Origin of the sequence: Geodermatophilus sp. CPCC 205506 (genome assembly GCF_051383635.1) — a bacterium.
Lineage (GTDB): Bacteria > Actinomycetota > Actinomycetes > Mycobacteriales > Geodermatophilaceae > Geodermatophilus.
In genome coordinates this window covers 1-16,076 of sequence record NZ_JALPKP010000023.1, presented here as the reverse complement: position 1 = coordinate 16,076, position 16,076 = coordinate 1, and the positions used below count along the sequence as shown (strand labels likewise).

Below are 16,076 nucleotides of genomic sequence, written 5' to 3'. Positions count from 1 at the left end.
GCCGATGCCTCGGACCACCTTGGGCATCGGCACGTCGGCGCTAGCCTCCGGCGGTGGGCGTCGAGGAGAACAAGGCCGTCATCCGGCGGTGGGTCGAGGTGACCAACGCGCACGACCTCGATGCACTCGTCGAGCTGTTCACCCCGGACACCGTCGACCACGTCGGGCGGCGCGCCGGCCCGGAGTGGTGGCGGCAGGTGTTCCAGTTCCTGTACGCCACCTTGCCGGACTGGCAGTGGACGCTCGATGACCTGGTCGCCGAGGGCGACCGGGTGGTCGCGCGCCTCACGGCGCGAGGGACGCACCTGGGATCGGAGATCCCGTTCCTGCACGGCGTGGCGCCCACCGGCAAGCCGGTGGAGTGGACCCACCACCACAGCTTCCGGCTGGTGAACGGCCGGATCGCCGAACACTGGGCCAATCGCGACGACCTCGGTTTCCTGCGCCAGGTCACCTCCACCGGCGGGTAGCAGCGCGGGGCTGACCACCGCAGCGAGGGGGCGCGTCGACCGGCACCCGGCCGTGAAGACGGCCGAGACCCACATGGGGACGTCTGCCCAGGTCAGCGGTGGCGTACCGCCGCGCGATCGCCCACAGTGACGATCATGGTGGGCGACCAGAAGAGTCCCTGGCAACGGCGGTACGAGGCCGGAACGGCCCGCGAGCGGGCCGGGAACGAGGCATGGGTGAAACGCCGCTTCGGCGTCCCGATCGGCCGGACGATCGCCCGCGAGGTCCCGTGGGCACTCGGGCTGTTCCTGCTCCTCTCCCTGCTGCAGGACTGGGTGTGGGGACTCGTGGGCGCGCTGGGCTACCTCGTCGTCATGCTGGTCTTCCGCGCCTGGGCGCGACGGCGTCACGGCGTCTCGACCACGAACCAGTGATCGCCGGCCGGCTGCTCCGCTCGCACCGATGAATCGCACCGTCGCCGGACGTCAGAAACGGCATGGAGCCCGTAGTTGAACAGGACCTCCGCTTCGGTGACCCGGAGTCGCCTCCGACGCCCTGGGCCGAGACGCTCGAGGTGCTCGAGACCGCCGAGCTCTTCTGGATCTCCACCGTCCGCAGCGATGGCCGGCCGCACGTCACACCGCTGCCGGCCGTCTGGCACCGGGACCGGCTCCACTTCTGCACCGGCGCCGGAGAACAGAAGGCGGTGAACCTCGCGCGCAACCCGCACGTGGCGCTCACCACCGGCAGCAACCGGTGGAAGGTGGGGCTCGACCTCGTGGTCGAGGGCGCCGCCGTGCAGGTCACCGACGACGCCACGCTCCGGACCCTCGCCGACTTCTGGCGCAGCAAGTACCAGGGCGACTGGGACTTCACCGTCGAGGACGGGACGTTCCGGCACGAGGACGGCGGCGCCGCGATCGTGTTCGAGGTGGCTCCGACGAAGGTGCTCGCCTTCGCCAAGGGCCGGTTCGCGCAGACCCGGTACCGCTTCCCGAGCACGTCGGCCGACCGCTGAGCCGGTGCCCGCACCCGGCGGCGGAACACCCTCAGTGCCGGAGCGCGGGACCGCCGTCGCGGAACAGGTCCGCGTACGCCTGACCGGCCAGGATGCGGGCCACCTCGCAGTCGCCGTGGCCGCGGCCGGCGATCAGGGCGACGAGCTCGTCGCGGTCGGCGAGGGTGTCGTAGTCGGCCAGCTCCTGCATCAGCGCCCGGTGCGCCATCCGCCTGCTGCGGGCGCGCCCGAGGTGGGTGCGGAGCCCGACGCACGCAGCGGTCCACGGCATGACCGTCTCCAGTTCCGTCCGGACCGCGAGCCTCCCACGACGCGCCGGCGCGGCGAAGACGTCCCTGAGCGAACCGTCGGCGTTCACCCGGGAACGTCGTCCCCGCGTCAGGCGCCGTGCTCCCTGGCCGGGACGCAGAGGACGGGCCGGTCGGACACGTGCAGCAGCTTGTGCGACACCGACCCGAGGAACGCACCGCGCAGCGGGCTCTCACCCCGCGTGCCGAGGACGATCACGCGGGCGTCGTGCCGGCCGGCGGCCTCGACGATCGCCTGGGCCGGCTTCTCCGACAGCACCTCGACCACCGTCCGGACGCCGGCGCTGTCCGCCTCCGCGACCGCGTGCTGCACCGCCGTCCGGCCCATCTCCGCCACTGCCCGCTGGTGGGCCTGGAACTCCTCCCCGAGCCCGCCGGGCGGCTCGACGCCGTAGACCAGCACCAGCGGCTCGTCGAAGCGGGCGGCCAGCGAGATGGCCATGTCCAGCGCCGGGCGGGAGCCGGGCGACTCGTCGTAACCGAGGACGATGCTCACCGCAGGTCCTCGTCGACGTGGATGCGGTCGCCGGCGATCCCCGGCCGCTCCTGCCAGAACCGCCGGTCCCGGGCCCGCCAGACGAACATGAGGACCAGGCCGACGACGAAGATCGCGACGCCGATCACCAGCGGGGGCCCGACGCTGAGCCACGCCTGGCCGGTGTAGGAGTTCTCCGGGTCGGCGAGGTCGCCGAGGGACAGCACCAGCAGCCAGATCAGCAGCGCGGACCCGATCAGCGGGCCGACCCCGATGAGGAAGAACGACGCGACGCTGCGGGTCAGCTGCCGGCGGTGGTAGACGGCGCAGGCGATGCCGGTCAGCGCGTAGTAGAAGGCGATCAGCAGCGACAGCGCGGTGATCGAGTCGAACAACGCGTTCTCGCTGAGCAGGCTCACCGCCACGAACCAGACGCTGGCGATGCCGCCCACCCACCAGGTGGAGACGTCGGGCGTGCGGTGCCGCGGCGAGATGTGGCCGAAGCGGCGCGGGAAGGCGTGCCGGCGGGCCATCGACAGTCCGGTGCGCGAGGCCGGGAGGATCGTCGTCTGGGTGGAGGCGATCGCCGCCGTCGCCACCGCGAGCAGCACCACCCAGTCCCAGCCGCCCATGACCTCGGTGGCCAGCAGCGCGAAGATCGCCTCCTCCTCGTCGGCGTTCTCCGCGAGGTAGTCGGTGCCGGCGAAGGCGAGGACGGCGATCGCGACGCCGACGTAGGTGACCAGCAGGACGACGGTGGAGACGATCGCCGCCCGGCCCGGGGTCGAGGTGGAGTCGCGGGTCTCCTCGGTCAGGTTGACCGCCGACTCCCAGCCCCAGTAGGCGAAGACGCCGAGCAGCAGGCCACCGGTCAGGGCCGCCCCACCGGCGCCGAACGGGTTGAGCCAGCTCCAGGCCGGGTCGAGCCCGCCCAGCGGGCTGTTCCCGGTCACGCCGCGGACGATGGCCACCGCGGCGAACACCAGCAGGGCGACGGTCTGGGCGAGGATCAGCCCGTTCTGCAGGTGCGCAGAGAGCTCCGTGCCCAGGACGCAGATCCACGTCATGAGAAGGATCAGCGCCACGGTCAGTACGAGGACGACCGGCGTGTTCTCGGCCAGCGAGTCGAGGTTCACCGTGCGCAGCGTGAAGACGACGCCGACGTTGGCCAGCGACCCGATGATGAGGACGCCGGTCATCGTGATGGCCCAGCCGCCGATCCAGCCGAACCAGGGGCCCATCGCGCGGGTGACCCAGGAGAACGTCGTCCCGCAGTCGGGGTCCACGCGGTTGAGCGCGGCGAACGCCGAGGCGATCAGCAGCATGGGCACGAAGGAGGCCAGCAGCACGCCCGGCGTGTTCACCCCGGTGAGCGCGACCAGCGCACCGATGATCGCGGCGAGCGAGTACGCCGGCGAGGTGGAGGCCAGCCCGATCACCAGGGCGTCGAGGAAGCCGATGGCGCCCGGCCGGAGGGTCGGCTCGGCGACCGGGTCGGCGACGGAGTCGGCGGGGTCGGCGCTCATGCGACGGTTATCGCAGCCACAGCGCCCCACGGCAAGGGTTTGGTGCGCAGGAGCCTGGTCCGACCACGGAACTCGTGGCTAGGGTGGCCGCCACTCCCCGGAGGTGGTCATGCGCATCCTGCTGGTCGGCGCCGGTGGCGTCGGCAGCGCCGTCACCACGATCGCCGCACGCCGAGAGTTCGTCGAGCGCCTGGTCGTGGCCGACTACGACCAGGCCCGCGCCGAGAAGGCCGTCGCCGTGGCCGGTGACCCGCGGTTCGTGGCCGCCCGGGTGGACGCCTCCGACGAGGCCGCCGTCCGGGCGCTGCTGGCCGAGCACCGCTGCGGCGCGCTGCTCAACGCCACCGACCCGCGGTTCGTCATGCCGCTGTTCCGCGCCGCCCTCGCCGCCGGCGTCGACTACCTCGACATGGCCATGTCGCTCTCCTCCCCGCACCCGGAGCGGCCGTTCGAGGAGACCGGCGTCAAGCTCGGCGACGAGCAGTTCGCGCTGGCCGGCGAATGGGAGGCCGCCGGACGGCTGGCGCTGGTCGGCATCGGCGTCGAGCCCGGGCTCGCCGACGTCTTCGCCCGCTACGCCGCCGACCACCTGTTCAGCGAGATCGACGAGCTGGGCGTGCGCGACGGGTCCGACCTCACCGTGCGGGGCCACGAGTTCGCGCCGTCCTTCTCCATCTGGACGACGATCGAGGAGTGCCTCAACCCGCCGGTCGTGTGGGAGCGCGACCGCGGCTGGTACACGACCGAGCCGTTCAGCGAGCCGGAGGTCTTCGACTTCCCTGACGGCATCGGCCCGGTCGAGTGCGTGAACGTGGAGCACGAGGAGGTGCTCCTCATGCCGCGGTGGGTCGACGCCCGACGGGTCACCTTCAAGTACGGCCTCGGCTCGCACTTCATCGAGATCCTCAAGGTGCTGCACGAGACCGGCCTGGACTCCACGACCCCGGTGCGGGTCGGCGACGTCGAGGTGTCCCCCCGCGACCTCGTCGCCGCGGCGCTGCCCGACCCGGCCGGCCTGGGCGAGCTGATGTCCGGGAAGACCTGCGCCGGCCTGTGGGTGAGCGGCACCGGCACCGACGGCCGACCGCGGCAGGTCTACCTGTACCACGTGGTGGACAACGCCTGGTCGATGGCGGAGTACGGGGCACAGGCGGTCGTCTGGCAGACCGCCGTCAACCCCGTCGTCGCCCTCGAGCTCCTGGCCACCGGCCGCTGGCGCGGCAGCGGCGTCCTGGGCCCCGAGGCCTTCGACGCGGTGCCGTTCCTCGACCTGCTCACCGAGTACGGCTCGCCGTGGCACCTGCGCGAGGGCGGCTGACCGCTGCCCGCCCGGCGGTCGCGGCCGCGACCGCGCCGAGCGCGTTGGTCGCCGGGTGCAGCAGCGCCGGGGCCAGCAGGCTGCCGCTGCGCTCCCAGCAGCAGCCCGGCCCCCGCCGTCCCCCGCGCAGGCGGCCGGCACCAGGGCGCCGCGGACGGCGGGCGCGCCGGTTCCCGGCCGGACGATCATGCACGCGTGGGGCTCCCCCGGTCCGCGCGGCGGGCCGTTCCGGTGGTGGTCGGGGTCCCGTGCGTCGTGGTCGTGACCGTCAGCGGGGAGCTGACTCCCGCAGCCCTGCTCGCGGCGACCGCTGCCGGCGGTGTGGTCGCGGCGGTGGCCCTCGCCGCGCGGTCGGGTGCCACGGCACCACCGGTGGGCCGCGCCGGCCGGCCGTGGCTGCTGTGGATCGCGCTCGTCCTCGCGTGGGAGGTGACGGTCCTGGCGCTGCCCGGCGTCCCGAGCCTGAGCGACCTGCTCGACCCCGTGCTGGCGCAGCCGCTGGTGCGCGCCGCGGCGACGGCCGGCTGGCTCGCGGCCGGCGGGTGGCTGCTGGCCCGGCCCTCCGGCCGGGACCGGCCGTGAGCGGCACGGTCCTGAGCCTCGCGGGGTTCGCGCTGCTCGCCGTCGCCGGCGTCTGGCTGGCCGGTGCCGGCCGGCGCTCCGCCGGCCACGTCACGGCCGCCGAGGCGGTCGCCGCGGCCATGCGCACGCTGCCCGGGCGCCTCGCGGTCCTGGCGGCCTGGCTGTGGCTGGGCGTGCACTTCCTCGCGCGCTGACAGTCGCTGCGATGCTCCCGCTGCTGTCACCCGGCCATCACATGGCCGGCTTCCGCGCCGCGGTCCGCTCCTCGCTCGCTGGCGCTCGCTGCGATGCTCCCGCTGCTGTCACCCGGCCATCACATGGCCGGCTTCCGCGCCGCGGTCCGCTCCTCGCTCGCTGGCGCTCGCTGCGATGCTCCCGCTGCTGTCACCCGGCGTGCTCGGCGACGACCGTGTCCAGCACGTCGAGCGCCTCGGCCAGCAGGTCGGCACCGATCACCAGCGGCGGCAGGAAGCGCAGCACGTTGCCGAACGTCCCCGCGGTCAGCGTGATGACGCCCTGCGCGTGGCAGGCCCGCGAGATGCGCGCGGTCAGCTCGGCGTCCGGTTCGGTCGTGCCGGGGCGCACCAGCTCGACGGCGAGCATGGCCCCGCGGCCGCGCACGTCGCCGATCGCGCCGGTGCGCTCCTGCAGCGCCCGCAACCGCGGCAGCATCGTCGCCTCGATCGCGCGGGCGGCCCCGGCGAGGTCCTGCTCGGCCATGGTGCGGATGGTCGCCAGCGCGGCGGCGCAGGCCACGGGGTTGCCGCCGTAGGTGCCACCGAGGCCGCCGGTGTGGCAGGCGTCCAGGAGCTCGGCGCGCCCGGTGAGCCCGGCCAGCGGCAGGCCGCCGGCGATGCCCTTGGCGGTGGTCACCAGGTCGGGCACCACCTGCTCGTGCTCGCTGGCGAACCAGCTGCCGGTGCGGCAGAAGCCGGTCTGGATCTCGTCGGCGACGAGGACCGCGCCCGAGCCGCGGCACCACTCGGCCAGGGCGGGCAGGAAGCCCGGTGCCGGGACGACGAAGCCCCCCTCGCCCTGGATCGGCTCGATGAGCACCGCGGCCACGTTGCCGGCGCCGACCTGGGTCTCGACCAGCGAGAGGGCGCGCGCGGCCGCCTGCTCGCCGGTCATCCCCGGCTCGTCCCGGAACGGGTAGGACATCGGCACGCGGTATACCTCGCCGGCGAACGGCCCGAAGCGGTGCTTGTAGGGCATGTTCTTCGCGGTCAGGGCCATCGTGAGATTGGTCCGGCCGTGGTAGGCGTGGTCGAAGACCACGACCGCCTGCCGCCCGGTCGCGTGCCGGGCCACCTTGACCGCGTTCTCGACCGCCTCGGCGCCGGAGTTGAACAGCGCCGAGCGCTTCTCGTGGTCGCCGGGGGTCAACCGGGCCAGTTCCTCGCAGACGGCGACGTAGCCCTCGTAGGGCCCGACCATGAAGCAGGTGTGGGTGAACGCGGCCACCTGCGCCTGCACCGCCGCGACCACCTCGGGGGCGGCGTTGCCGACGGTGGTGACCGCGATCCCCGAGCCGAGGTCGATGAACGAGTTGCCGTCGACGTCGACCACCACGCCGCCGCCGGCCCGATCGACGTAGACGGGCAGCACGCTGCCCACGGCCGAGGTCACCGCGGCCGCCCGCCGGGCGGCGAGCTCGCGCGAGCGCGGGCCCGGCACATCGGTGACCAGCCGGCGCACCTGCTCGAGGGCGGACCCGGTCAGCACATCCGTCATGAGATCTCCTCGGCTCGGCGGGGCGCTGGAACGGCCACCCCTCAGGGTCCCGCGCCGAGCATGCGAGGCGTGGGGGGGGGAAGGGTGGTCCTCTCAGAAGGCCGGCATGACCTCGTCGTGGATCAGCCGCAACTGCTCCTCGACGGTGGCGACGCCGGCGATCTCCCGGCCGGTGAAGGCCTTCACCATCGAGACGTCGGTGATGGCGGCGATGAGGTGGTTGACGCCGGCCGGCTCGATCTCCTTGATCTTCGCGGTGACCTCCTCGGGGGTGCCCGCGAACGACAGCTTCTCCGCGAGCTCCGGCGTCGTCAGCTCGATGCCCTTGGCGAGGTCCCCGCCGCCGATCGCGTCGATGATCGGCTTGAGGCTGTCGGGGTCCACGCCGTTGCGCTGGAGCTGCTCGGCCGGCATGGAGGAGGCGTAGATCCCGACCATGCTGCGGGCGGCGTCCTTCGCGGCCGCGGAGTCCCGGCCCACCGCCACGACCACCCAGGCGCCGAAGTCCAGCGTCGTCCAGTCCTTGCCCGCCTTCTCGGCGCCGATCCGCAGGTGCTCGGCGGCGTAGTCGTAGGCCGCGCGGGTGTAGCTCAGCGCGTGATGGCAGCCGTCGGAGTGCTCGGCCGCCGCCTCGAACGACCGCGGTCCGCGCATCGCGCCCATCTTCACCGGCACCCGCTCCTGCACCGGGCGGGCGAAGGTGAACAGGCCGTCGTAGCGGAAGAACTCGCCGTCGAAGGTGATCGCGCCGTCGTCGAGCAGCGTGCGGATGACGTGCACGCCCTCGATGACCCGCGACAACGGCTTGGTCGTCGTCCAGTCGATCTTGTACTCGGCGAGCAGGCCGAAGTTGCCGCTGGAGAGCACCACCTCCGCGCGGCCGCCGGTCAGCTCGTCGAGGGTGGCCGCCGCCTGTGCGATCAGGGTGGGCTCCCGCAGGGTCACCGAGGACACGCTCGGCCCCATCCGGATCCGCGAGGTCTGCGCCGCGGCCGCGGCGAAGAGCAGCCAGAGGTCCTTGTGCCAGGTCTCGTCGGCCGCGTAGACGGCATGGAAGCCGAGCTCGTCGGCCAGCTTGATCGCCCGGAGCGACTCCTCGAGGGGGTAGTCGGGCAGCATCGCGTAGCTGAACTTCATCGGATCTCCTCACTCGGGACGGTGGACGACGGGGCGTTCCCGGCCCCGCGCCGGATCTGCTGGAGGTGAGCGGCGACCTCGATCGCATCGCCCTCCGGGACGCCGTCGGAGTGCCGGTCGGGCCGGGCGATCGCGAGGTAGAGCAGGCCGGCGACCAGCACGATCCCCACGCCGATCGCGACGATCCAGCGGTCGAGGAAGGCGTCGGCGTCGCCGGGGCGGATGAGCAGGTAGATCGCGAACAGGCCGTAGGCGAGCGCGGCGACGTTGACGACCAGACCCCAGCTGCCGAGGTTCCACAGCCCGGCCGGCCGCCAGCCGCGCAGCCGCTGGCGCAGCGCGGCCAGGACGACGGCCTGGAAGGAGATGTAGATGCCGCAGACGGCGAACGCGGTGACGCGGGCCAGGTTGTCGGGCCGCCAGAAGACGAACAGGCAGATCAGCATCGGCACGACGCTGACCACGATCAACGCGTTGATCGGCACCGCGTTCCGCTCGGGCAAGTGCGCCAGCCAGCGGCTGCCCGGCAGCATCCGGTCCCGGCCGAAGGAGTAGAGCAGCCGGCTGCCGGCCGCCTGGAGGGACAGCACGCAGGAGATGAACGCCGTGACGATGACGACGAGGAAGATCTTCGACCCCACCGTGCCGAGGGAGCTCTCGAGGATGCCCGGGATCGGATCGGCGTTCTCGCCGTTCACGATGGCCTGCAGGTCAGGGGCGGCGAGCACGTAGCCGGCGTAGGACAGCAGGCCCGAGACGCCTCCGACCACGATCGTGAGGATCATGGCCTTCGGGATCCGCCGGGTGGGGTCGGAGACCTCCTCGGCCACGTCCCCGCAGGCCTCGAACCCGTAGAACAGGAAGAGCCCGGACAGCGAGGCGGCCAGGAAGGTGGCCAGGTACGCCTCGTCGCCCCCGGCCCCCATCGCGTCGAAGAAGACCGAGAACGGCTGCTCCCGCCGGAACAGCAGCAGGTACAGGCCCAGGGCGACGACACCGATCAGCTCGGCGGCCAGACCGATCTTCGCGACGCGGGCCAGGGTGCGGGTGCCGCTGACGTTGGCGAGGAACGCGACGACGAGCAGACCGACCGCGGTGAGGAGGACGACGCCGGGGGTGGCGGCGACGCTGAACAGCGCCGCGACGAAGCCGCCACCGAACTCGGCGACCGCGGTGATCGTGACGATGACCGCCCAGATGTAGACCCAGGAGACGATCCAGGCGTAGCGCCGGTTCCACAGCCGCCGGGTCCACGGGTAGATGCCACCGGCCAGCGGGTACTGCGACACGACCTCACCGAAGACCAGCGCGACGAGCAGTTGGCCGATGCCCACGATGACGATCCACCAGATGGCGGGTGGGCCGCCGATGGAGAGGCTGAAGGCGAACAGCGAGTAGACGCCGACCAGCGGGGACAGGTATGTGAAGCCGAGGGCCATGTTGGCCCACAGGCCCATGCTGCGCTCGAACTCCCCCGAGTAGCCGAGGGCGGCGAGCTGCTCCTCGTCGGCCGAGGAGGCCCGGGGGTGGTGCGCGGAAGTGGTCACCGACATCTCCTGGGATCGGCGGAGCCCCGGTCCCCCTCAGCGCCGAGGCTGTGCTCCAGCTCACATGACGCGGCGAAACCTATAGACCCATAGTTCAAGGAGGCAAGGGGCCGCTGAGCGGCTCGTCGCCGCGCCTCGCGGTCAGCCGGTCGGCAGCCCGTCGTCGCCGTCCACGGCGTGCAGCCGCCAGGGCACCCCGGCCACCGGCACCCCGTCGCCGGGCAGGTCGACGCCGGGCCGCAGCAGCGCGCCGACCAGCCGGGTGGCCGACGTCGAGAGCACCACCCGGCCCTCGTCGTTGACGAGCACGAACGCGGGCACGTCGGCACCGAGGAGGCCCAGCAGGTGGGTCTCGAACCGGCTCACGGGGACGTCGGCGCCCACGACGCCGAGGAACCGCCCGCCGTCGAGCACCGGCTCGGTCAGCGTGAACAGGTAGCGGCCGGTGCCGTGGACGTCGACGTAGGGGCCGACGACGTGCCGCCGGCCGGTGCGCCGCGGGACGTCGAACCACTCGGTCGACGTGTAGTCGTAGAAGCCGAGGCTGGACGGGCGGAGGTCGGGGTGCAGCGCTCCCAGCCGCCCGCCGGCCGGGTCGACCTGCCACCAGAGCAGGCGCAGGCCGACGCCGTCCTCCGGCCTCGGGGCGACGATCAGCCCCAGCCCGACCGCCAGCTGGCCGGGCGTCCCGAGCAGCTCGCGGACCGCCTCCTCCAGCCGGTCCGCGCCCGTTCCCGCCGGGTCGCGCAGTACCGGCAGCGCGGCCGCCTGCAGCCGGTGCACCTCGGCGAACACCTCCTCGACGACCGCCGCCACGTCCGCGGCCAGCAGCGCCGTCCCCGCCGCGGTCACCCGGCCACCTCCGCGCCCGACGCCACCGCGGGGCCGCCGGCGGCACGCAGCCGGCGCAGGCACAGGTCCACCGACCAGGCCGTGCGGGTGTCCACGTGCTCGGCGGCGAGCTCGCGGGCCCGCGCGGGGTCGCGGGCGTCGATCGCGTCGACGACGGCCCGGTGGCCGGCGACCACCACCGCGAGCAGCCGCGGGTCCGAGGCCGGGGGCCAGGGCAGCTGGCCGAGCTCGAGGTGCAGGTCCATCTCCTGCATCGTCAGCCGGACCGACTGGGCACAGGCGGCCAGTTCGACGTAGAACCGGCCGTCGGCCCGGCGCTGCCCGGTCGGGGTCTCCTCCCGCGCCAGCCGGTCGACGATCTCGCGCAGCCGCGCGATCTCGCGGGCCGAGGCGCGGGAGGCGGCGAGCCGGGCGGCGGCGGAGGCGACCGCGGCGTGGACGTCGCCGAGCTCGCGCAGGTCGGCGGTGCCCAGCTCGGTCAGCCGGGCGTCGGCGAGCTCGGCGAGGGCGTCGTCGCGGGAGCGGACGAAGCTGCCACCGCCCCTCCCCCGCCGGGTGTCGACCAGGCCGAGCGCGCGCAGCTCGGCCAACGCGTCGCGCAGGGTCACCGTCGAGACGTTGAGCATCGTCGCGAGGTCGGTCTCCGAGGGCAGCTGCTCGCCGTCCCCGAGCAGCCCGAGGGCGATCGCGCTGCCCACCCGGCGGACGACGGCCTCGCTGCGCAGGGCGCCGTCGTGCAGCGGTGCGAACACCGCCCGGCGGGCGTCACCGCTGAGCACCTGCACCGCGTCCGCCTCCCGCCGTCCGAGCCGCCCAGTCTGCCCTCGGATACCCCGAGCGGTTAACCATTGATCCCATAGGTTTGCCCCGTTAGCGTGGCCGCACCCTGCCTCGAGAGTGACGAGGAGCACATCCGTGACACAGGTGCAGCCCGAGCGGGTGCCCGAGGCCGATGCGCTGTCGGTGCCCTTCACGCCCGGAGTCCCGTCCAACCCGCCGGAGCTGACGAGCTACCCGGAGACGCTGGCCGGACCCGTACCGCCGCCCCGCACCGACCCGAAGACGGCGGCGTTCGTCGAGCAGTGGCGCAACACCTCGTACAACTGCTTCTCCTCGGGGCACAAGTTCTGCCGCGAGGTCTGCCCGGTCACCCAGGTCGAGCGCAACGAGTCGTGGACGCCCACGGCCTTCCACGCCAACGTCGTGGCGATGGAGCGCGGCGAGCTGGACATCGCCGACATCGCCGCCGACTACGTCAACTGCACGCAGTGCGGCGCCTGCGAGCTGCGCTGTCCGAACACGCTGTTCACCGGCGACTTCTACCGGTTCCGCACCCGCACGGTGGACGTGGTCAAGGCGGTCCGGTCCCTGGCGGTGGAGAGCGGGGTGCACCAGCCGAACTGGCAGAGCTGGAACGAGCGCACCGACCTGCGCACCCACGAGCCGGTGCTGGGCGAGACGCCGGTCGGCCAGGAGACGGTGCGCAGCTGGGCCGAGGGGCTCGATCTCCCGATCGGCGGGGAGACGGTGCTGTTCGTCGACTGCGAGGCCGCGTTCTACCGGACGTCGGTGCCGCGCGCGGTCGCCCAGGTGCTCCAGCTCGCCGGGTACGAGTTCGGCCTCATGCGCGAGCAGTGGTGCTGCGGCGGCCCCGCCGCGGAGATGGGCTACGCCGAGCAGGCCCAGCGCTTCGCCCGGCACAACCTGGACGACTGGCGCGCCACCGGGACCCGGCGGGTGCTGGTGCTCGACCCGCACGACTACATCAGCTTCACCGAGGACTACCCCAGGTACTTCGGCGAGGAGTTCGACGACATCGAGGTCGTGCTGGTGCTCGACGTGCTGGCCCAGCTGCTGCGCGAGGGCCGGCTCACGCCCTCGGTGCCGGTGGACCGGGCGATCACCTACCACGACCCGTGCCGGCTCAACAAGCGCAAGGGGATCTGGCAGGAGCCCCGCGAGCTGCTGCGGGCCATCCCCGGACTGCGGTTCGAGGACGTCGACCGGGTGACGCAGTGGTCCTACTGCTCCGGCGGCGGCGGGGGGCTCCCGATCGAGAAGCCCGAGCTGACCGCCCGGATCAGCGCGGCCCGCCTGGAGCGCGCGGCCGAGCTGGACGTCGACACCCTGGTCAGCGCCTGCCCCTGGTCGGAGCGGCCGCTCTCGGAGGCCGGCGACGCGCAGGACATCGACGTCGTCGACCTGCACGAGCTGTTCGCCCAGTCCCTCGGCATCGACGTCGGCGGCTCCCGCGGCGACGTCGGCGACCGCCGGCTGGCCCAGGAGCGCACCGGCGTCCCCGGCCGGGCCCGGCGGACCCGCGGCACCGGCGGCGGGTGCGGTGGCGGCTGCGGCAACGGGGCCGGCGGCTGCGGATGCGGCGGGCACTGACCATGACCACCACCTTCGGCGCCACGCCGTTCACCAACGAGCCGTTCACCACGCCGCCGCTGAGCGACGAGCGCCTGGCCACCCTGGTCACCGCACTGCGCGGGGTCCTCGCCGACGACCAGGTCCTGCTCGCGAAGACCGACCGCTACAACCGGGCGCGGGTCCCGGCGCCGTTCCCCGTGCACCGCTGGTCCGAACGCGTCCCCGACGTCGTGGTGATGCCCACGTCCACCGAGCAGGTGGCCCAGGTGGTGCGGATCGCCAACGACCTCAAGGTGCCGGTCGTCCCGCGCGACGGCGGCACCGGGCTCACCGACGGCGCCGTGCCGATGCACCGCGGCATCGTCGTCGACGTCAAGAAGATGAACCAGATCCACGAGCTGGACCTGGTCCACCGCACGGTCACCGTGGGCACCGGCATCAACATGCTCAAGCTCAACGAGCGGCTGGCCCCGCACGGGCTGTTCTACCCCGACGACCCCGCGTCCTACCCGTGCTCGCTGGTCGGCGGGCGGATCGGCACCAGCGGCTGGTCGCTGATCGGCTCCCGCTACGGGCACACCCGGGACCTGGTGCTCAGCTTCGACCACGTGTTGCCCACCGGCGACGTGCTGCACGTCGGCGACGGCATCGGGCAGCAGATCAGCAAGAGCTCGAGCGGCTACCAGCTCAAGCACCTGTTCATGGGCCACCAGGGCACCCTGGGCATCGCGACGCGGGCGACGCTCAAGCTGTTCCCGAAGCCGGAGGCCGAGCTCTCCCCGTTCTGGGCCTTCGACAACTACGACGACGCGCACGCCTGCACCGGGGCGCTGGCCCGGGCCGGGGTGGCCACGTTCGCCGGGGCAGTGCTCTTCGACGAGCACAAGGTCGCCTACCTGCGGCGGGACGACGAGGCCTACATCCCCCAGCCGGCCGACGTCCGGGCCCTGGTCTGCGCGGTCATGTACGGCTACGAGGACGAGGTGCGGGCCGGCGGCAGGCGGTTGTTCCGGATCGCCAAGGAGCACGGCGCCCGGTACCTCGGCGACGAGATCTCCGAGGGCGACTGGGCCGCCCGGCACGACCGGTACGCCACCCCGCTGCACGGGCGCACCAAGGACGGCCAGGTGATCCCGATGTCCTGGCACTGCGAGGACGCCTCGATCACCTTCGCCAACCTGCCGGCGGTCTCCCGGGCGTGGCACGAGATCCTCGCCGACCTGCGCCGTCGGACCGACGTCTTCGACGACTGGGGCATGTTCGCCTACACGAACACCTCCACCGGCGTGGACTACCTCACCGAGATCGACGTCGGCATCTGGGAGCAGCGGCTCGACGAGGCGGCCTGGGCGGCGTGGGTGGAGGCCAAGCGGGCCATCGCCCAGGTGGCCATCGCCTCCGGCGGCTCGATGAGCGCCTGTCACGGCTCCTGCCGCGAGGGCGAGGTGGACCTGCTGCCCCAGGAGCTGGGCCGGGGGTTCGACGTGATGCTCGACGTCAAGCGGGTCCTGGACCCGAACAACATCATGAACCCGGGCAAGTACCTGCTGGACCGGGCCTACGACCGGAGCACCGATGCCCACCGATGACGCCCCGCCCGTGACCGCCGACGGCGCGCCGGCCGGCCCGCCGGCCGCGGCGCCGTACCGCTTCGCCGAGCAGCACACCCCGCCGTCGCCGGTGCGGGTGAGCGAGGTCGCGCAGACCACGTTCGAGCACGTCTACGAGGTGGACCCGCGGCTCATGGAGCGGCACGTGCTGCAGCAGGTCTTCCCCAACTGGGACACGCTGCGGATCATGCGCAGCCGGCACGACCACCTGCACTGGATGCACCAGCACTTCGCGTCCAGGGTGGTCACCGGGTCGGAACTGCTGGCCGAGGTGGAGGCCGAGACCGCGTCCTCCGGAGAGGGATCCGCATGAGCGAGAAGCTGGAGCTGCGCAACTTCGTCGGCGGGCAGCACGTCGACGCCACCGACGGCCGCCGGATGGACCTGGTCGACCCGGCCACCGGGGAGGTGTTCGCCACCGCGCCGGTGTCCGGCGCCGAGGACGTCGACCGCGCCTACGCCGCCGCGGCCGGCGCCTTCAACGGCTGGCGCGACGCGACGCCGTCGGAGCGCTCGCTGGCGCTGTTCCGGCTCGCCGACGCGATCGAGGCGCACGCCGACGAGCTGGTGGCGCTGGAGAGCCGGAACACCGGCAAGCCGCTCGGCCTGACGGCGACCGAGGAGATCCCGCCGATGGTCGACCAGATCCGGTTCTTCGCCGGCGCGGCCCGCAACCTCGAGGGCCGGGCGGCCGCGGAGTACATGGCCGGCCACACGTCGTGGATCCGCCGCGAGCCGGTCGGGGTGATCGGCCAGGTGACGCCGTGGAACTACCCGATGATGATGGCCGTCTGGAAGTTCGCGCCCGCGGTCGCGGCCGGGAACACCGTCGTCCTCAAGCCGTCGGACACCACCCCGGCCACCACCCTGCGGATGGCCGAGCTGGCCGCCGAGTTCCTCCCGGCCGGCGTGCTCAACGTGGTCTGCGGGGACCGGGACACCGGGCGGGCGCTGGTGGAGCACCGCACGCCGCAGATGGTGTCGATCACCGGCTCGGTACGGGCCGGCATGCAGGTCGCGGAGGCGGCCGCGCACGACGTCAAGCGGGTGCACCTCGAGCTCGGCGGCAAGGCCCCGGTCGTCGTCTTCGACGACGCCGACCTCGAGGCCGCCGCCGAGGCGATCGCCGTGGCCGGCTACTTCAAC

General features: G+C 73.1%; 18 protein-coding genes. 10 read left to right on the top strand and 8 right to left on the bottom strand.

The window, feature by feature from the left end; translation table 11 throughout:
- Positions 1 to 53 precede the first annotated feature (53 nt).
- The 3 genes from MY520_RS14470 (at position 54) to MY520_RS14460 (ending at position 1,468) form a co-directional block, all read left to right on the top strand.
- Positions 54 to 470, top strand: a complete 417-nt coding sequence (locus MY520_RS14470; protein WP_436692871.1) for an ester cyclase — start codon at positions 54 to 56, stop codon at positions 468 to 470.
- 135 nt (positions 471 to 605) lie between these two features.
- Positions 606 to 884 (top strand): hypothetical protein, encoded by a 279-nt coding sequence (locus MY520_RS14465; protein ID WP_436692870.1) that lies wholly within the window; start codon positions 606 to 608, stop codon positions 882 to 884.
- Positions 885 to 946: 62 nt separating this feature from the next.
- Positions 947 to 1,468, top strand: coding sequence for a pyridoxamine 5'-phosphate oxidase family protein (locus tag MY520_RS14460; RefSeq protein ID WP_436692868.1), 522 nt, complete (start codon positions 947 to 949; stop codon positions 1,466 to 1,468).
- A 31-nt stretch (positions 1,469 to 1,499) separates the two neighbouring features.
- Here the strand turns inward: MY520_RS14460 and MY520_RS14455 are convergent, their stop codons facing one another.
- The 3 genes from MY520_RS14455 to MY520_RS14445 all read right to left on the bottom strand — a co-directional run bounded on the left by MY520_RS14455 (position 1,500) and on the right by MY520_RS14445 (position 3,777).
- Positions 1,500 to 1,739: a hypothetical protein gene (locus tag MY520_RS14455; RefSeq protein WP_436692867.1), complete on the bottom strand. Its 240-nt coding sequence runs from the start codon at positions 1,737 to 1,739 to the stop codon at positions 1,500 to 1,502.
- Positions 1,740 to 1,846: 107 nt separating this feature from the next.
- Positions 1,847 to 2,272, bottom strand: a complete 426-nt coding sequence (locus MY520_RS14450; protein WP_436692865.1) for a universal stress protein — start codon at positions 2,270 to 2,272, stop codon at positions 1,847 to 1,849.
- The gene (locus tag MY520_RS14445) at positions 2,269 to 3,777 is read right to left on the bottom strand and encodes an APC family permease (protein ID WP_436692863.1); all 1,509 of its coding nucleotides are present in this window, start codon (positions 3,775 to 3,777) and stop codon (positions 2,269 to 2,271) included. The genes MY520_RS14450 and MY520_RS14445 overlap by 4 nt, the downstream gene beginning before the upstream one ends.
- A gap of 109 nt (positions 3,778 to 3,886) precedes the next feature.
- On the opposite strand from MY520_RS14445, the gene MY520_RS14440 reads away from it, so the two are divergent.
- The 3 genes from MY520_RS14440 to MY520_RS14430 all read left to right on the top strand — a co-directional run bounded on the left by MY520_RS14440 (position 3,887) and on the right by MY520_RS14430 (position 5,871).
- Positions 3,887 to 5,095 carry a saccharopine dehydrogenase family protein gene (locus MY520_RS14440; protein WP_436692861.1) on the top strand — a complete coding sequence of 403 codons (1,209 nt, stop codon included), beginning with the start codon at positions 3,887 to 3,889 and terminating at the stop codon, positions 5,093 to 5,095.
- A 195-nt stretch (positions 5,096 to 5,290) separates the two neighbouring features.
- The gene (locus tag MY520_RS14435; protein WP_436692860.1) at positions 5,291 to 5,677 is read left to right on the top strand and encodes a hypothetical protein; all 387 of its coding nucleotides are present in this window, start codon (positions 5,291 to 5,293) and stop codon (positions 5,675 to 5,677) included.
- A complete protein-coding gene (locus tag MY520_RS14430; protein WP_436692858.1) occupies positions 5,674 to 5,871 on the top strand; it encodes a DUF6186 family protein in 198 nt (65 codons plus the stop codon). Before MY520_RS14435 ends, MY520_RS14430 begins: the two co-directional genes overlap by 4 nt.
- A 190-nt stretch (positions 5,872 to 6,061) precedes the next feature.
- Here MY520_RS14430 and gabT read toward each other — a convergent pair whose 3' ends face one another.
- From gabT to MY520_RS14405, 5 genes are all read right to left on the bottom strand, one after another.
- Positions 6,062 to 7,411, bottom strand: a complete 1,350-nt coding sequence (gene gabT / locus MY520_RS14425; protein ID WP_436692857.1) for a 4-aminobutyrate--2-oxoglutarate transaminase — start codon at positions 7,409 to 7,411, stop codon at positions 6,062 to 6,064.
- Positions 7,412 to 7,504: 93 nt separating this feature from the next.
- Positions 7,505 to 8,548 carry an LLM class flavin-dependent oxidoreductase gene (locus tag MY520_RS14420; RefSeq protein ID WP_436692855.1) on the bottom strand — a complete coding sequence of 348 codons (1,044 nt, stop codon included), beginning with the start codon at positions 8,546 to 8,548 and terminating at the stop codon, positions 7,505 to 7,507.
- A complete protein-coding gene (locus MY520_RS14415; protein WP_436692853.1) occupies positions 8,545 to 10,095 on the bottom strand; it encodes an APC family permease in 1,551 nt (516 codons plus the stop codon). The genes MY520_RS14420 and MY520_RS14415 overlap by 4 nt, the downstream gene beginning before the upstream one ends.
- Positions 10,096 to 10,236: 141 nt before the next feature.
- Complete coding sequence (locus MY520_RS14410) at positions 10,237 to 10,947, bottom strand: cache domain-containing protein (protein WP_436692851.1); 711 nt, start codon at positions 10,945 to 10,947, stop codon at positions 10,237 to 10,239.
- Positions 10,944 to 11,732 (bottom strand): FadR/GntR family transcriptional regulator, encoded by a 789-nt coding sequence (locus MY520_RS14405; protein ID WP_436692849.1) that lies wholly within the window; start codon positions 11,730 to 11,732, stop codon positions 10,944 to 10,946. The genes MY520_RS14410 and MY520_RS14405 overlap by 4 nt, the downstream gene beginning before the upstream one ends.
- A 130-nt stretch (positions 11,733 to 11,862) precedes the next feature.
- On the opposite strand from MY520_RS14405, the gene MY520_RS14400 reads away from it, so the two are divergent.
- The 4 genes from MY520_RS14400 to MY520_RS14385 all read left to right on the top strand — a co-directional run.
- Positions 11,863 to 13,338 (top strand): (Fe-S)-binding protein, encoded by a 1,476-nt coding sequence (locus MY520_RS14400; RefSeq protein ID WP_436692847.1) that lies wholly within the window; start codon positions 11,863 to 11,865, stop codon positions 13,336 to 13,338.
- A gap of 2 nt (positions 13,339 to 13,340) precedes the next feature.
- On the top strand, positions 13,341 to 14,909 hold the full coding sequence (locus MY520_RS14395; RefSeq protein WP_436692845.1) for an FAD-binding oxidoreductase: 1,569 nt from the start codon (positions 13,341 to 13,343) through the stop codon (positions 14,907 to 14,909).
- On the top strand, positions 14,896 to 15,243 hold the full coding sequence (locus MY520_RS14390) for a hypothetical protein (RefSeq protein ID WP_436692844.1): 348 nt from the start codon (positions 14,896 to 14,898) through the stop codon (positions 15,241 to 15,243). The genes MY520_RS14395 and MY520_RS14390 overlap by 14 nt, the downstream gene beginning before the upstream one ends.
- A partial coding sequence (locus tag MY520_RS14385; protein WP_436692842.1) for an aldehyde dehydrogenase family protein occupies positions 15,240 to 16,076 on the top strand: 837 nt, incomplete at its 3' end. The genes MY520_RS14390 and MY520_RS14385, both read left to right, overlap by 4 nt.

What these genes read in the sequence shown, in the direction of transcription:
- MY520_RS14465 (WP_436692870.1), top strand. Translation starts at nt 606, where the DNA reads ATGGTGGGCGACCAGAAGAGTCCCTGGCAACGGCGGTACGAGGCCGGA.
- MY520_RS14460 (WP_436692868.1), top strand. Translation starts at nt 947, where the DNA reads ATGGAGCCCGTAGTTGAACAGGACCTCCGCTTCGGTGACCCGGAGTCG.
- MY520_RS14455 (WP_436692867.1), bottom strand. Translation starts at nt 1,739, where the DNA reads ATGCCGTGGACCGCTGCGTGCGTCGGGCTCCGCACCCACCTCGGGCGC.
- MY520_RS14445 (WP_436692863.1), bottom strand. Translation starts at nt 3,777, where the DNA reads ATGAGCGCCGACCCCGCCGACTCCGTCGCCGACCCGGTCGCCGAGCCG.
- MY520_RS14440 (WP_436692861.1), top strand. Translation starts at nt 3,887, where the DNA reads ATGCGCATCCTGCTGGTCGGCGCCGGTGGCGTCGGCAGCGCCGTCACC.
- gabT (WP_436692857.1), bottom strand. Translation starts at nt 7,411, where the DNA reads ATGACGGATGTGCTGACCGGGTCCGCCCTCGAGCAGGTGCGCCGGCTG.
- MY520_RS14420 (WP_436692855.1), bottom strand. Translation starts at nt 8,548, where the DNA reads ATGAAGTTCAGCTACGCGATGCTGCCCGACTACCCCCTCGAGGAGTCG.
- MY520_RS14395 (WP_436692845.1), top strand. Translation starts at nt 13,341, where the DNA reads ATGACCACCACCTTCGGCGCCACGCCGTTCACCAACGAGCCGTTCACC.
- MY520_RS14390 (WP_436692844.1), top strand. Translation starts at nt 14,896, where the DNA reads ATGCCCACCGATGACGCCCCGCCCGTGACCGCCGACGGCGCGCCGGCC.